Raw genomic sequence first — 16,093 nt, 5'->3', positions numbered from 1 at the left:
TGGACATGCGGGTGGACATGCTGATGGACATGGGTGAGTGGATCTCCGTACGTACTGAAAGGTGTAGGGGGTCAGATCGGGTACGGGATCCGGGCCGGCGGCCCGCGACGGCTCACCGCGTGCCGCAGTGGGAGCAGGCGGGGCGTTTCCGGGTCGGCCGGGGCGCGCAGCGGCCCGTCGAGGAGTCCGGGCAGCGGTGCGTCCCGCCACCAGGCGGCAAGGCCCGGCACCAGGGCGGCCGCCCGCCGCAGCAGCGAGAACAGCGCGGCCTCGCCGCGCCTGAGCCACCAGGAGGCGAGCAGGGCGGCGAGGATGTGGGCGGCGGTGGCGTGCGCGGTCACCGCGTGAACGGGGTGCGGATGGGCCATCCCCGCCATGACGTGACCGGGCATTGCGGTCATGCCCATGGCGTGCACGGACAGTGGCCCGGCCTGGTGTGCCGCGTCGAAGGCGATGTGCAGGCCCGCCTGGGTGGCGAGCATGGCCGAGCCGATCCCGAGCAGCGAACGCTCCCGCCCACCGAGCAGCCACCCGAGCGCGAACACGCCGAGGAAACCGGCGGCGTCGACCCGCACCGGCGGCATGTCACCCATGGCGAGCCCGTGCCCGGCGGCAGCCAGCAGCACACACACCGCGGCGAACACCGCGGCACGCAGGCTCCGGACGGCCGGGGACGCGCTCATGGTGAGGGATCCTCCCACGTCCGGGGGATACGTACGGCACCGATGTCCGGTTCACCCGTCGGCGGGGCGGGGGCAGCAGGGCCCAGCCGGCCCGGGGTACGGGGCCGAGCAGGGCACGGAGCGGCCTACACGAAGACCCAGTTCCTTTCGACCTTGGCCAGTTTCACGAAGCGTCCCTTCTGCGTCACCCAGGGATACGGGGTGCGCAGACGGGTCAGGTCGTCCATGGAGACGACCATGGCGTCGAGTTGTTGGGCCACGCTCAGAACGGCCTGGGGCGAGGAGGACGGAACGGTCACGACCAGGCCTTCCTCGATCGCCTTGTCGAGGACGGACTGCTCGTCGTACTCCACGGCGTCGACCAGGTCGGTCCCGATGACGGTCACCACGTGCCGGTCGTTGAAGCGACGCCTGATCTCGGCAAGTGCGGAGCCCAGCAACCGCATGCTCGGAGGACGCGGGGAGGCGGGGGTGCGTCCGGCCGTCATGATGCCGCGGCCGTCGACCACCAGAACGGGGGTGTCGCCTGCCGTCTCCTGCGGCTCGATCTCCTCGGGGACCAGCGGCGTCTCCGTGTGAGCGGGCGCAGGGGAGGCCGGTGGCACGGCGGGCTCCTCGATGCGCCGCAGGAGCCGCTCCAACTCCCTGTCGAGTCCTTGCGCGATGGGCGTGCCGTCGGGGCCGAAGCAGTCCAGTTCCTCGTCGAGAATGACGGTGCCCGCGTGACGGGACTTGGCGTGGATCTTGAGGATGCCGCTGCGGTCGTAGTGGTAGTCGACGTCGAACACGTTGCTCGACGGTTCGGCGTTGGGCTGGGGCACCGGCAGTTCGAGCCGGGCCAGCGGAAACGTCCGTTCGTCGTCCGCGGCGCGTTGTCCGTCACCCTCGACGATCTCCAGGATCACCTTGGAGGCTCCGCGGACGGCGGGCATGGCGCTTCGGGTTCCTCGTGCGGGCAGGGTCGAGTATCTGGGGATCAGAGTGGCGAAACCACGTCGTCCGCCCGCCTCGAAGGACAGTCCGAGGTCGTGACTCGTGGCCACCGAGATCGTCGTCTGCGGGATCAGTCCGTCGATCTCGGCCGCCGTGATGGCAGCGCCCCTGGCAACCGCCGTCATCGGTTTGCACAGCCGGGGGTCGACCACCTCTCTGCCCAGAGCCCGTTCGACTTCGCGCCGTACCAGGGGGATCTGCGAAGTACCACCGATCATCAGCACGGCGTCCAGGTCGTCGGCGGTGAGGCCCACGTCCTGGAGGCATTCCTCCAGGGGGACCAGCGCGCGGCGCACCAGGGGCTGAACGGCCTCCTCGAACTCCTCCCGGTGGATCACCACCGGTGCGAAGCCGCCCAGAGGCTCGAAGAGCACCTCGTCCGTCCCCGGCTGGGACAGCACGATCTTCGTGAGTTCGACGTGCCGTCGCCAGCGGCGGGCCTCCTGCCGGGTCAGTCTGCCCGGGTGGCTGCCCAGTTTGGACATCACCAGCTTCACGAGTTCCTCGTCGAACTCCAGGCCGCCGAGCGCGGTGATGCCGCGCGACGCCATCTCGTCGAAGATGCCGTCATAATGCTCGAGCACGGTGACGTCGATCGTGCCGCCACCCCAGTCGAAGACGAGGAACCGGCCCTCACCGGGGAAGTCGTGGGCGTAGCTGATGGCCGCGGCCGTCGGTTCGTTGATGAGCGCCTTGACCTTGATGCCGGCGAGCCGTGCCGCGGCCCGGGTCCGGTAGCGGGCGGCTCCGGTGGCGTTCGCCGGCACCGTGACGACCGCTTCTTCCATCTCCCGCAGGTTCCGGCGCACGCCGGTCCGCATCTGGTCGAAGAGGGCAGCGGCCACGGCGGTGCTGCGGAACGGCTCGTCGCCGAGCCAGACCTCGTGTTCCTCCGGCACCGTGCCGGCGGGTGCGATCTCGTCCTCGTCCATGGCTCGTGGCCGCGAGGCGAGCATCCGTTTGACCGCGTCCTGCGGCTCGGCCGTCTCGCACTTGGCGGACCAGCCGAAGCACAGCGTGCGCTGGATGTCCCGCAACGAGACCACGGACGGGAACAGTTCGTCGAAGCCCGGCCGGTTCCATTCCGCGGGCAGGGCCGCGGAGTCCACCCGGATCACCTCGGTGCCGCTGCCGGTCCAGCGCGCGACGACGGAGTTGCTCGTACCGAAGTCGATACCGAAGGTCATTCCTTCTCCTCTCCCTCGGAGCCGGTGACGGTGTCGGTGGGTACACGCCTCATCTCACCCCGCTGAACGATGCGGCCGGAGCGGCTGTCCGTGTAAGCGGGAGCGAGAACCTCGTACCGGGTGCTGCCCGCGTGCTCCGTCGGGTTGACCAGGTTGAAGCAGTCGGGATCCGGCTCGGTGACGCGAGTCAGGCCGGAACGGCGCATCTCCTCCTCGACCCGCAGTCTGACGGCACTGACGTCTGCCGCCGTCTGGGCTGTGCGGTCGATGAGCGCCAGTTGGGCCAGATGCTCCTCGTGCACCCGCGTGGCGTTGAGAACGGCGGTGCGCAGCGCCTCGTCCACCGCGGCTTGCACCGCCTGTTGCACGAGTGTGCCCATTTTCCCGGCGGTCGACTGCGCTCCAGCGATCGCCGCGTCGAGTTCCGCCGTGAGCCTCCGGCCGACTTCCTGGGCAGCGCTGGCGCCCGCCTTCATCGCCGCCCGGTCCACCTTTGCCGCGATCTTGTCGCTGAGGATGCGGAACATCACCTCGGGGTCCGACCGGGGGTCCACCAGCGGTGCGGCGTCGGCGGACCGGACCTCGACGTGTTCGCCGTTGCCCCGAGCTCGCGTGCTGTGCGTCGACTCCGTCCCCGAAGCGTTCTGTTCGTTGCGGACGGACCGCTGTGCTCCGTCGTACGGCCGGGCGCGCCGCGTACCGCTCTTGACGGGCTTGGGACGCACCCCCTCGAACTCCGGAATGCGCCGGGTCTCGGCGGCGGGCTTCTGCGGCTTCTTCTTCGGGGGCATCAGTGGTCGTTCCTCAGTCTCGCGGCACAGCGGCCGATGATCTCCTGTGCCGCCTGTTCGGCGGTCCAGGACCTTTCCTGCTCGGTGCTGGGCGGGGTACGGCGCGTCAGCGGGCGGGGAGCGGGGTGGAGCAGTTCGCCCCGGACGTCGGGCACCCACAGGAACTGCTCGTTCAACGGCAGTTCGTAGAGGGCCTCCCCGTCGTCGCCCAGGCGTCGCGCCGTCTCGATGCGCCGGATGCGGTCCTTGGCGCCGTTGATGTACTCGAGCTGCTCCGGCGGTACTTGCCGGCGCAGGTCTCGCCAGCCCTGCCCCCACTCGCTCGAGCCGTTCTCGACGCAGAGAGCGAAGTAGGGGTTGAGGACGTCGTGCGGCTTGCTCTTGAACCTCAATGCCTGGAGCAGTTCGCTGAGTGCGTGCATCCTGCGCCGCTGCTCCCCGTCCACTCCGCCTCGCCGTCCGCCCCCACGCTTGAGGATGTCTTCGAGAAGGCCGACTCCCTGGTCGAGCCGGACGCGGTCGCCCGGACGCGCGTGGAGGTACGCCAGGTACGCCTGCACCGCCCGTGCCTCCCGGTCGGCGGCGCCGGCGGCTCCTCGGGATTCCGGATTCCGCAGGACCGCGGCCTGCTGCAGGGTCGCCCGTACCACGCGTTCCGTTTCCTGCGGTTCGCAGGCCATCGCCCAGTGCACGTCGTCCAGGAGCCGGTACAACCTCCGGGTGCCCGCCCAGTAGTGGAACGCCGTACCACCGGAGACGAGACGCTTGCCGGGAAGGCAGTCCTCCAGCAGTCCGAACAGGGAGCGATCGTGGCCCAGGCGGTTGTCCACTCCCCCGCCCTGCCGGATGCGCTGCAGGGACAGCACCAGGTCGGCGAGGTCGCGGGGCAACTCCTCGCATTCGGCCGACCGGATGCTGTCCAGTACGGAGATCTCACCGCTGAGCAGTGCCGAGCGCAGGCTCCACTCGTCGTGCCGTCCGTCGACGGGTTCGCACGTGCCACCCGCCGCCAGGATGCGGCGGCACTCTTCGTCCTGCCAGTCGAGAGCCTCGATGTCGGTGTCGTCGAGACGTCCGGGGTCGAGGCGCGCTCGCACGTACCGGACGCGTTCCGTCTGCTCCGGCCAGGTGTGCGGCGCGTCGTGCACACGGAGGCTGCCCCGGTCGATCAGGTCGTCGACGACGGGCAGCGGAAGCTGTTCGACGAGCCGCTGCCAGGAGGCCGTCGAGAGCACCGCCCTGCCCCGGGCCTCGACGGCCTCCAGGTGCAGCTGCCAGGCGTCGACGGTTTCCGGTGCGGTCTGCGGTGCGGGCGCGCGGCCGGAGCGAATCGCCTCGGCACGCACCCGGTCGTCATCGGCGAGGACGGGCAGTCCGCCGGCCGCGAGGTCGAGCAGGTGCCGCAGAGCGGGCAGGGCGGTCATCCGGCCCAGCAGCCCGACCGCTTCGGCCGCGACGGCACGCGGCGGATCGGCAGCCGCGGCCGCTCGCAGCGACAGGCCATCGACGACCGCGACGTCCTCCCCCAGCTCGTCGGCGACCCGTCCGAGAACCTGGGCCACGCGCGGTGGCAGCAGAAACGGCTGGGGAGCCGCATCGCCCGCCGCATGAGCGTCTGTCACCCCGGCCGGAGTGCCACTCGCGGGCGAACGGCGCCGTGCGCGCAGGGGTGCGACAGTGCCGTTCTCCCGCGCCCGGCGCCGCTGCTCCCGGCGTTCCGTCTCCGCGCGTCGCAGATCCTCCACATTGCCCATGGCAAGCGGCTCGGACGTCATCGAAGAGTCCCCCCTCCTCCCGTGCAGACCCAGCCCACTCCCCATGGGCCCGGTCACGGTGATCGTGCCGATGGTAGAGCAGGCACCCACCGTGTTTGAAGTCGAGTACCTCATTCACCAGCGAAAACGTCCTGGGACCGCCTTGTCGCAGCGCCTGAACACCAGGTGCACTTCTGATTTGGATGGCATCACCATAGAATCCGTCCGTCCGTGGGGGGCGAGTGCGACAAGGCGAACATGTCGCACTGAGGGGAGTATTGCTCGGAGAACGCCGGGTTTGCCCGCGTTGCCGTGCCCCGGGAAGAAGTCTGTGCTTCTCCCCCGTCGGGCCCGAGTTGTGCAACGTGAGAGCAAGGACAACCGTGACGACCAATCCGGGTGCATTCGGGGGCGGCAGCGACCTGGAACGCCTCAAGACGATCCTCGCAGGCTGGCGAACGTCACTTGTGGACCTCAGCGGACGCAACAGGCTGCTGAACTTCAGGCATACCCGCAGCTCGACACTGGAGGTGTCGGCCCCTTCTCCGTCCACCCTGGTGACCCTGCTGGAAAACCGCGCCCTGCAATTCGCGGCGCTCCCGGACGAAGTACCCGCGGACGACGAGGAACCAGGGTTCCCTCCTCCAGGTGAAAACGATGTCGTCACGCAGAAGACCACCGCCCCCGCCCTGCAGAGGGCGCTGCGCTCCCTCCGGTCAAAAGCGACGCAGGTGTTCAACGACTACGGTCTGTGGACCCTGCACCTGGGCGTAGGCATCCTGCACTGGCGCGAGGACGGAGCCTCCACCGGCAGCCAGGCACCACTGATCCTTTTCCCCGTGGAACTCGTGAGGACGCCCACCGGGCAGGTGCTCCTCCAGGCGAACGACGACGAGGATCCGCAGCTCAATCCGGCGCTGCCCATCAAGCTGGAGCAGTTCGGCATCGACTGGGCACCCGTGGCCGAGACCGACTGCCGTGACGTGAGCGCGGTGGTCGAGGCCGTACGCAACGCCGTTTCCGGCAAGTTGCATTGGGAGGTGGAAGAACGGGCCGTCATGGCTCTCTTCGCCTCCCACAAGGAATCGATGTACCGGGACCTGCTCGAGAACGAGGAGCGGCTTCTGGCAAGCGATCTGGTGCGCGCGGTGGCGGTCGGGCCCGGCAGCTCGCCGGCCTCCGATCGCTTCGACTTCGAGGAGGTGCCGGCGGAGCGGGTCGACGAGCTGGCACCTCCGGAGGACACCCCGCTGGTCCTGGACGCGGACACCTCGCAGCGGCAGGCCGTCGCGGCTGCCGTGGCAGGACGGTCCTTCGTACTCGACGGTCCTCCGGGGACCGGCAAGAGCCAGACCATCACCAACATCATCGCCGGGCTGATGCACGCGGGCCGCAGCGTGCTGTTCGTCAGTGAGAAGGCGGCGGCACTGGACGTCGTGCTACAGCGCCTGAAGTCAGTGGGGCTGGATTCCTACGCCTTCGCCCTGCACAGCCGCAACACCAGTCGCAAGGCCGTGGCGCAGGAACTGGGCCGGGCTCTGTCCGAACAGCCTCAGGCCTGTGAACTTCCCGCCCAGGAAAGGACTCAGGCACGCCTCGACCGCGAGGCGCTGTCGGCTTACGCCACCGCGATGAACGAGGTCCGTCGGCCTCTGGGCCGCACGTTGCACGATGTCATCGGGCGGGTGGGGCACCTCGACGACGCCCCAGTCGCCTACCTCTCCACCTCCGGCGACAGCACATCCCAGCGGTTCGACGCTTCGTCCCTGTCCACAGCCGACCTGGAACGCGTGCTCCACGCCGCCGGCACCATCGCCGACGCCTGGCAGGCCGTGACCGACCCGGGCTTTCCGTGGCGCGGTCTGCGTACGGACCGGTCCCACCCCGGTCCCGTACTGGAAGAAGCGCGCACGGCCCTGAGCGGGCTCCTGTCCGCCCTGGACGGTTACGAAGCTCTCAACACCGACGGTGCGCCGTTCACGACGCCGGAGCAGGTCGATCGGCTCGTCCGGCTGCTGGGCCTGCTGGGCGAGCGGCAGCCCGTGCCGGAGTGGTGGCTCACCGACCCCGATGTCGCGCATGCCGTGACCGGTCCGGTCGAGTCCTTCCTCGACGCGCTGCGTCGTGTGCGCAGCGCCCAGCAGTCCGCGCGGGACCTGGTCGGTGACCGCTGGCAGGAGGTCTCTCCGCGTCTTCGTCCGGAACCGCCCGCCGCGGAGCGGGCTCTGCTCACCCTCGCCCCACGGGGTCTGGACCTGACCGGACTGACGGAGCGGCAGGCTGAAGACCTCGCTCGGGACGTACGAGCGGCCGCGGACCTGCTGGGAAGCGCCATGGTCTCGACCCGCGAGCTCGTCCGGATCCTGGGCGTCGACGAACCGGGCTCACCGGCCGAGGCAAGGGCCTTGTGCGATCTGGCGGACCTGTCCGGTGTCCCGCATCGCCCGTTGGAAGCGTGGTTCGCTCCGGAGGGCCTGACCGCCGCGCAGCAGGCGGCCCTCGAAGTCATGGCCGCGGCGGTGGGAGAGTTCGAGGCCCGCCGGAACCGTACGGTCGCGGCGCGGACGACGGCGCGGGAGCAGGCGGGTCCGGGATGGGCGGACGTGCCTCCTCACCTGCCCCGGCAGCCGGAGGCCGCGGAACTCGCCCTCAGCACCCTGCAGCCGCCCGGTGCCGATCTCACCCGGCTCGGCAGGAACGAGGCCGACTCCCTGGCCTCGCAGTGGCGCGCTCTCGCCGACATGCTCGAGGGCACCGCCAGGTGCGCGGTGGAAGCAGCGGAACTGGTCGGCTACGAACCGTCGGACACCGCTTCCGGCACGCGTTCCGTGGCGGAGCTGGTCGCACTCGCCGCCGCTCCCCGCCGAGCCCCCGATGCCTGGTTCGATCCGGCGGTACTGCCGCGGGCACGTCATGTGGTGGACGAACTGCACCGTCTCATGGGCGTCCTCGACGCGGCCCGGCAGGCAGCCCACGGAATGTTCGGTCCCGACACGCCTCACACGGCAGGCCTGACCGACGCGGTACGCCGTCTCTCGGGGAGCGGCCGCCGTTTCGCGGCGGGACTGTCCTCCCAGGTCCGGGCCGACCGGAAACTCATCGGCCGGATCAGCACCCACGGGTCCTGGAACAGCGGACTGCAGGAGGCGCTGCCCAAGGCGGAGGCCTGGTGGCAGGCACACCACGCCGTGCGGACCGCGGTGGCCGAGCACGCGGAACTGCTCGGTGCCCATGCCGGCGACGATCTGCCCGACCTCGACACCCTGGACGGCGCGCTGCGGCAGGCCGAGGAGGCCTGCAGACTCGCCCCGGCCGTGGTCGCCGATCCGGACCGCCGCTGTCACCTGACCGCCCAACTGGCCCACGGGACCACTCCTGACAGCTCGCTCCTCGCATGGGGCAAGCGGCTGGAGAGTGATCTCAGCACCTGGTCATCGGCGCTGCGCGAGGTGCGACTGCGCGAGCACAGCACGGCGCTGGGCCTTCTCGGGCCGGCCTCGGCCGCCGCATGGCTGCACGCCCATGTGCCGGCGCTGGAAGACGCCGTCCGACACATCGATGCCGTTCAGTCCGTCGGCGCCCGGGAGTTCAGCGAGGGCGCAGGACACACCCTCGCCTCGGCACGCGCGGCGGTCGTCGCGGCACATGCGGCGCAGCAGGAGGACCTGGTTTTCACCTCCCAGGAGGCCCATGACCGGGACCTGCTGTGCTCCTGGTACGCGGGCTTGGACACGCGTCTCGACGCCCGGGTGAACGCCGGTGGCGCCGATGCGGTGGAGGAGGAACTGCTGCGCCGGGCCGTGCGGCTGTCGGCCGCGGGCGGCGGGACCGTGACTCAAGCGGCTGCTCCTGAGTCGCTCGGTCTCCTGGGCGAGTACGCCCCGGATGGTCGGCCCCGCACGGCCGCTCTGTCGACGGCGCTCGCCGCCGCTTCCGAAGCGCACCGGCTGGCCGGGCCACTCCTCGCGGAACCGGTGCGGCGCGGCGCCCTCGTCCGCGCCCTCTGCGCCGGACGCCCCGTCGTTCCCGGTCTGCTGGAGACGGCCGCCCGCCTGCGCGCGGAGTGCGCCGACTGGGAGACGTTCACCGACACCCCCGCTCTCGCCCCCGCCGTCTTCGGCCTGCGAGCCCATTCCCTCCCCGAGAGCATGGCCTGGCTTCGTGCCCACCTCGACCCCTTGGACGAGGCGGCTTCCCTGATCCACTCGGTGGCTCGTGCGGCCGGTCCCTCCGCAGGAGGCGCGGACTGGTTGTCACTGGGCGCTGCCCGGTCCTCCCTCTCGGCGGTGGTGGCGGCACGCTCCGCCGAGGAAGATTTCCTGAAGAGCGAGGCGGAACACCGCGGCCTGCTCGGCGCTCTGTACGAAGGGATCCACACCGCCCGGGAGACACTCCTCAACGCCCTGGACTGGACCCTCGACGCCAGGCGTACCGCTTCCGGCACCGGGGTGGCGGCCCCCCTGACCCTCGATGCCGCCCGGCTGCTGGTGCACGCGAGCCCCGACTCGTCGGTGGAGCGCCGCTACCGCGACTGGCTGGACCGGGCGGAGATGCTCGCGGTCCGCTTCGAGCCGGCCCGGGCGGCGGAGATGCGTGCAGAGCTGGGGACCGGATTCCCCTCCGCCCAGGCGCTGCTGGACCGCATGTTCGCCGATCCGTACGGCCCGGACGCCTGGATCCGTTCCGCCGAGGCCCGCGACGTGCTCAGCGGCTACGGACTGGCGGATCTGCCTGCCCAGTTGGCGGACCGCGAAGTACCGGCGTCGCTGTTTCCCAAGGCCGTGGAACGCACGGTGCTGCGCGCCTGGGTTGAGCATCAACTGGACGTCGACAGCAGGCTGGCGGTAGTGCGGGCCACCGACCGGGATCATCTGGTGGAGCGGTACCGGCGGCTGGACAAGGGGCTGGTGCAGGCCGCTCATGCGACGGTGATCGGCGCGTGCAACGCGCGGCGTCCCCGTCGGGCGACGACGGGGCAGGCCGCGGTTCTCAGCCGCCAGGCGAAGCTGCAACGACGGCACATGCCGGTACGGCGGCTGCTGGACGAGACCCGGGACGTCGTGCAGCGGCTCAAGCCGTGCTTCATGATGAGTCCGCTGACGGTCAGCCAGTACCTGCCCGCGGACTTCCGCTTCGACGTGGTGATCTTCGACGAGGCGTCCCAGGTTCTCCCGCAGGACGCCGTCAACGCGGTCTACCGCGGCGATGCCCTGATCGTGGCCGGCGACCCGCGGCAGCTTCCGCCCACGTCCTTCTTCAGCGCCGGTGGTGACTCCGACGATGACGACGAGTGGGACGAGGAGACGCCCGACTCCTTCGAGTCCATCCTGGACGCGTGCAAGGCCAGTGGAGTACTGCGCGAGTTGTCGCTGCGCTGGCACTACCGCAGCAGGCACGAGAACCTGATCGCCTTCAGCAACAACGAGTTCTACGACAACTCCATGGTCGTGTTCCCGGGCGCGGTCACCGACGGCCATGACGTGGGAGTCGCCTTCTACAAGGCCGACGGCCTCTACGACCGCAGCAGCCGGCGCGACAACGTCCGCGAGGCCGAGGTCGTGGCCGAGCGGGTCATCCACCACTTCTCGACGCGGCCTCATCTGACCCTGGGGATCGTCACGCTCTCCAAGGCACAGGCCGAGGCCGTCGAGGACGCCGTGGCCCAGGCGCGCAGGACCCGGCCCGACCTCGACGAGCACTTCACGGAGGACCGTCTGGGCGGGTTCTTCGTGAAGAACCTGGAGACGGTGCAGGGTGACGAGCGCGACGTCATCATCCTGTCGGTGGGTTACGGCCCGGACGCACAGGGCAAGCTGCGCGCCCAGTTCGGTCCGATCAACCGCGAGGGCGGCTGGCGGCGACTGAACGTCGCCGTGACCCGGGCGCGGCACCGGGTGGAAGTCGTGGCCTCCTTCCACGGCTCGGAGCTCCCGGACAGCACGAACAAGAGCGTCCAGCACCTGAAGCGCTATCTGCAGTACGCGGAGCAGGGTCCTGCGATCCTGGCCACGGCGGCACCCGACGCGGGCGCCGCTCCGGAGAGCCCGTTCGAGGAGGACGTGCTCGACGTCCTGCGCGGCTGGGGCTACGACGTGCAGCCCCAGGTGGGCGTCGCCGGTTTCCGGATCGACATGGCGGTCCGGCATCCGCAGGCGCCCGGCTCGTACGCCCTCGGTATCGAGTGCGACGGGGCGATGTACCACTCCTCACGCACGGCACGCGACCGCGACCGGCTGCGGGAGGAGATCCTGCGCGGTCTGGGCTGGAACCTGCACCGGATCTGGGGAACGGACTGGTACCGCAACCGCAAGGACGCGCAACGACGGTTGCGCGAGGCCGTCGAGGCCGCCTGCGCCGTCGATCCTCACGCACCGGACCCGGAGCCGGTCCCGGCCATAGTGCCCGAGCCGGTGACGGCGGGTGTCGAGATCGTGCCCGTCGAGGAGTCGGACCGTTCGGCGTGGAGTCGGCCGTACCGTGCCATGCGTCGTGAGGAACTGTACGAGTTGCGGCGCGTCCTGGGCATGCAGATGGGACTCGGCGACATCGATCTCCGCGAGCCCCAGGCGCTCGGCCTGGTGGCGGAGGTGGCTCGTCACATCGTCTCGGTGGAGGGGCCCGTCGAGGAGGAAGTGCTGATCGGCAGAATGCGGGAAGCCTGGGACCTCGACCGGGCCGGGCAGATCGTACAGGCCAGCGTCCGCAAGGCACTGGCACGGCTCGGCAACAGGAAGCGGGCGGTGCGGGTGGAAACGGCGTGGGACCTGCCGGACCGCGAGGTGACGACGGCCCGTACGCCGAGTGCCGACTTCGACCGCAAGAAGGTCTCGCACGTTCCCCCGGCCGAGCGGCAGGTGGCCCTCCTGGGTGTGCTGTCCGAGTCTCCTGGTCTGCGGCGCGAGGAACTCGCCAGGGAGACGGCCCGGTTCTTCGGATGGCTGCGTCTGGGGGCTGACATCAAGGCGGCCTTCGGCAAGGACATCGAGGCGCTGCTCGGCAGGAACGCGGTGGAGGAAGGCCCGTCGGGGCTGGTGCCGGTGGAAGGTCCTGCCGGAGGTCACTGATCGGTACGGCGCGTCCGGCCGGAACTCCCGGCCGGACGTCCGGTCAATGACCGTGCTGGAAGCGCACCGCTTCACGCAGGGCCGCACCGGCGCCGTCGAAGTCCGCCAGGCGAGCCGCGACCGTGGCGACGGCGAGGCGTTCGGGCAGGGCTGCCGAGAACTTGAGGCCGCGTACGGCCCGACGGTCCACGTCCGGGAGGACGAGGGCCTCGCCGACACTCTCGCGCGCCTGTCGCCAAGCCTCTGGAGTGAGATCCTCGCGCAGGCGGACCCAGCAGTCGCTGGGACGTTGCAGAGGGTCGCTGACCGATTGCAGTGTGGCGGCGAGGGTGGCGTTGGCGCGATAGCCGGCCCAGGTCCACCAGCGCACGTCCCGGTCGGTGCGCGTCACCAGTGTGCCGTCCGGATGCACCGTGTCGGGGGCGTCGGTCTCGCGCTGCTCGAGCAGGCACGTCGTGGCGCGCCTGGTCAGGGAGACGGGTGGGTCCGTGCCCAGCAGAACTTCGCGCATGGCGCGCGTCAGGGCGTACGACAGACCGGCGACGCCGCCGTTCATCCACTTGGCGATACCGCCGCCGTCGGCGGGTTCGACGAAGACGCGTTTGCGCAGCCAGTCGATGTAGGTGACCTGCCAGCTGCGTCCGCCGAGCAGCAACCGCCTGGGTCCGGAGCGTTCCTCGGTGAGCACGCTCGGGTCGGTGCGGCCGATCTCCGTGCGCCCGGACAGGACGGTGAACTGGGGCGGTGCGGTGAAGGATGCGGTGAGTTCGATGAAGTGCCGCTTGCCGAAGCGGCGTTCCGCCTCGGGTCCGACGAACAGCATGCCGCCGTCGCTGTCGAGGAAGCCCTCTTCGGCGAGGAAGCGCAGGATGGGCGCGGCGGACTTGTCGAAGGGGGCGAGGCCGTTCCACTGCCGGTCCCACAGCTGGTCGCCGAGCTTGTGCTGCTGCAGGGTGACGGCGAGCAGTTGCTGGGCCACCAGGTGGCGCGGCTCGGGCGGCGGGAGGACCGGTTCGACCCAGCCGCGCGACCACAGCAGCAGCAGGCCCGCCGCCTGCAGCAGCGTGTCCTTGCGGGTGGTGAGGAACAGGCAGTTGCGGACACTGCCCGAGCGCCGGCCGGTGCGGCCGATCCGTTGCAGGAACGACGCGACGGAGGCCGGTGAGTCGATCTGGATGACACGGTCCAGGTCGCCGACGTCGATGCCGAGTTCGAGGGTGGAGGTGGACACGATGACGCAGTCGCGGGCCTCGGCGAATGCCTGCTCGGAGCGGGTTCGTTCGTCGACGGAGAGGGAGGCGTGGGACAGGAAGACGGTCACGTCGCGCGCCCGGAGCGCGGCGCCCAGCTCCTCGACCTGGCGGCGCGAATCACAGAACACGAGCCGCTTCTCGCCCCGGTGCAGGGCTGCGATGAGCTTGGCTGCGTTGTCCAGGGAGCCCACATAGTCGAGTTCCACTTCGCCCGCGGGCTTCGGGACTTGGTCGGCGCCGGCCTTGTCGGGGCGCCCGGCTGCGTCGGACGCGGAAGGCAGCTTTACTCCCGGGGCGACCACCTGCCCGGCACGGTCTCCGGCACCCGAGCCCTGCAACCAGTGCAGCAGCTGACGGGGGTTGCCGACGGTCGCCGAGAGTCCGATCCGCTGGATGGACCGGCCGGTGACCCGTTCCAGCCGTTCGAGCACGGCGAGCAGGTGCCAGCCCCGGTCGTCGCCCGCGAAGGCGTGCACCTCGTCGACGACGACGGCCCTTACGCTTCCCAGCAGTTGAGCGTGGTCGGTCTTGACGCCGATCAGCATCGCTTCGAGCGACTCGGGCGTGGTCAGCAGGAGGTCCGGCGCCTCGGTACGGATGCGCTGCCGCTGTGACTCCTTGGTGTCGCCGTGCCAGAGTGCCGCACGCCGCCCCAGCCACTGAGCGTAGGTGTCGACCCGGCCGACCAGGTTGTTGAGGAGGGCCTTGAGTGGACACAGGTACAGCACCGAGGTGCCGGTCCACCGCTGCTCGGTCATCGCCGACAGCAGGGGGAAGCAGGCCGCCTCGGTCTTGCCGCCCGCCGTCGGCGCCAGCAGCACGGCGTCGTGTCCGTCCATGAGCGGCGTGATGGCCGCCCGTTGGAGGGGGCGCAGGTCGGGCCAGCCGAGGGTGTTGACGATGTGGTGCACGACGACAGGGTCGAGCCGGTCGAGCACGTCGGCCCCGTCCTCTCCCGGCACTGTCCCGGCGGCGTCCCCCGCGTCCGCCATCACAGCTCCAGGTCGATGTCGTCGGCCGAGACGGACCCGCCGCCGGACACCGCGGCGGCGAGGTTCCGCTCCACGTCGCTGAGTTCGCTGCTCGCGACCGTCAGCCGGTAGTGCTGCCGGGGGTCGAAGTCCTCGAACTGGTCCACGCGGTCGAGCACGTCTCCGACGAGCTTCTTCAGGAACAGCCGCGGAGCCACCCCGACCTTCCCGCCCAGCGCCCCGCCGACGGCTCGCGCGAGGTCGGCGACATACACGTCGTCGACGACCGTCTTCACGCGCTCGGGCGACGCGGCGGCCTCCGCGTACAGCTCGCGGATGGTGACGCCGAGGCCGACCAACGAATCCTGATCGAAGCCGGGAAGCCGGATCTGCACGGCACGCGGGTTGTCGAAGCGCGGGTCGGTGGTGAAGTCGGTGGCGAGCCGCTGGGCGAGCGGGGCCAGACGCTGCACGCCCTGCTGCCCGTCGTAGAAGGCGGGCGTGCCGGTGATGACGAGGTACAGGCCGGGGAAGCGGCCGGAGTGCACCTCGTCGATGAGCTGCCGCAGCGCGTTCAGCGCCTTGTCGCGTGCGTCGGACCGGACCCGCTGCAGCGTCTCCACCTCGTCGAGGACGACGAAGAGCCCGGTGTGCCCGGAGTCGCGCAGCACGGTGAGGAGTCCCTGCAGGAAACCGAGGGCCCCGAAGTGGTCGAGGTCGCCGCGTACCCCCGCGGACCTGCGGGCGGAGGCCGCGACGTGCGGCTGGCCGCCCAGCCACGCCAGGACGGCCGCGGCGGTCGCCTCGTCGCCGTCCGCGAGGGCGGCCCGGTAGCCCCGCAGGGCGGTCGCGAACGACGGGGCGTGCCTCGACACCTCGGCGAGCCGCGCGACGAGCAGCTTCTCCACCTCGCCGGGCAGCTCGTCCTCGCTCGCCCCGGCCGCGAGGGCGTCCTCCTCCAGGGCGTAGAACCAGGCGTCGACCACGGGCCGCAGCGCGCTGGGCGGGAAGCTGGAGGTGGTGAGGCGTTCGGTCAGCCTCCGGTAGACCGTCTCCAGCTTGTGCAGCGGGGTCTCGTTCTCCGAGACCTGGATCTCGGCCACGGCGAAGTTCCGGCGCTTGGCCCGCTCCCCCAGCCAGCGTGTGAAGAACGTCTTGCCGGACCCGTACTCACCCCGTACCGCCTTGAACACGGACCCGCCGGACGCCACGGCGTCCAGTTCCGCGTCGAGGGCGGCTTCGAACCGGTCGAGTCCGGTGGCCAGCAGGTCGAGTCCGCTCTCGGGAACGGCGCCGCGCCGCAGCGCGTCGATGACGGTCCGGCGGCGGGCGGCGCTCACCTGGGCGAGGCGTGGGGATCCGGTGGTACTCACGGGCACCAGTCTTCCATTTCTCCC

At 70.6% G+C, this 16,093-nt stretch carries 7 protein-coding genes; 1 reads left to right on the top strand and 6 read right to left on the bottom strand.

What is annotated here, in order from left to right:
* Positions 1 to 71: 71 nt before the first annotated feature.
* From ACFY01_RS26400 to ACFY01_RS26385, 4 genes are all read right to left on the bottom strand, one after another.
* Positions 72 to 683 (bottom strand): hypothetical protein, encoded by a 612-nt coding sequence (locus ACFY01_RS26400; RefSeq protein ID WP_390738205.1) that lies wholly within the window; start codon positions 681 to 683, stop codon positions 72 to 74.
* A 125-nt stretch (positions 684 to 808) separates the two neighbouring features.
* Positions 809 to 2,863, bottom strand: coding sequence for an Hsp70 family protein (locus ACFY01_RS26395; protein ID WP_390738204.1), 2,055 nt, complete (start codon positions 2,861 to 2,863; stop codon positions 809 to 811).
* Positions 2,860 to 3,654, bottom strand: coding sequence for a hypothetical protein (locus ACFY01_RS26390; RefSeq protein WP_390738203.1), 795 nt, complete (start codon positions 3,652 to 3,654; stop codon positions 2,860 to 2,862). Before ACFY01_RS26390 ends, ACFY01_RS26395 begins: the two co-directional genes overlap by 4 nt.
* A complete protein-coding gene (locus ACFY01_RS26385; RefSeq protein ID WP_390738202.1) occupies positions 3,654 to 5,429 on the bottom strand; it encodes a hypothetical protein in 1,776 nt (591 codons plus the stop codon). Before ACFY01_RS26385 ends, ACFY01_RS26390 begins: the two co-directional genes overlap by 1 nt.
* A 362-nt stretch (positions 5,430 to 5,791) precedes the next feature.
* On the opposite strand from ACFY01_RS26385, the gene ACFY01_RS26380 reads away from it, so the two are divergent.
* A complete protein-coding gene (locus ACFY01_RS26380) occupies positions 5,792 to 12,472 on the top strand; it encodes a DUF3320 domain-containing protein (protein ID WP_390738201.1) in 6,681 nt (2,226 codons plus the stop codon).
* A 43-nt stretch (positions 12,473 to 12,515) separates the two neighbouring features.
* Here ACFY01_RS26380 and ACFY01_RS26375 read toward each other — a convergent pair whose 3' ends face one another.
* The gene (locus ACFY01_RS26375) at positions 12,516 to 14,717 is read right to left on the bottom strand and encodes a DEAD/DEAH box helicase (protein WP_390738200.1); all 2,202 of its coding nucleotides are present in this window, start codon (positions 14,715 to 14,717) and stop codon (positions 12,516 to 12,518) included.
* Positions 14,717 to 16,069, bottom strand: coding sequence for a BREX system ATP-binding protein BrxD (gene brxD / locus ACFY01_RS26370; protein ID WP_390738199.1), 1,353 nt, complete (start codon positions 16,067 to 16,069; stop codon positions 14,717 to 14,719). The genes ACFY01_RS26375 and brxD overlap by 1 nt, the downstream gene beginning before the upstream one ends.
* Between the last annotated feature and the right edge of the window lie 24 nt (positions 16,070 to 16,093).

The organism is Streptomyces sp. NPDC001480, assembly GCF_042894725.1.
In the GTDB taxonomy this organism is placed as follows: Bacteria; Actinomycetota; Actinomycetes; order Streptomycetales; family Streptomycetaceae; genus Streptomyces.
This window is presented reverse-complemented; position numbering and strand designations above follow the sequence as displayed.

What these genes read in the sequence shown, in the direction of transcription:
- ACFY01_RS26400 (WP_390738205.1), bottom strand. Translation starts at nt 683, where the DNA reads ATGAGCGCGTCCCCGGCCGTCCGGAGCCTGCGTGCCGCGGTGTTCGCC.
- ACFY01_RS26395 (WP_390738204.1), bottom strand. Translation starts at nt 2,863, where the DNA reads ATGACCTTCGGTATCGACTTCGGTACGAGCAACTCCGTCGTCGCGCGC.
- ACFY01_RS26390 (WP_390738203.1), bottom strand. Translation starts at nt 3,654, where the DNA reads ATGCCCCCGAAGAAGAAGCCGCAGAAGCCCGCCGCCGAGACCCGGCGC.
- ACFY01_RS26385 (WP_390738202.1), bottom strand. Translation starts at nt 5,429, where the DNA reads ATGACGTCCGAGCCGCTTGCCATGGGCAATGTGGAGGATCTGCGACGC.
- ACFY01_RS26375 (WP_390738200.1), bottom strand. Translation starts at nt 14,717, where the DNA reads ATGGCGGACGCGGGGGACGCCGCCGGGACAGTGCCGGGAGAGGACGGG.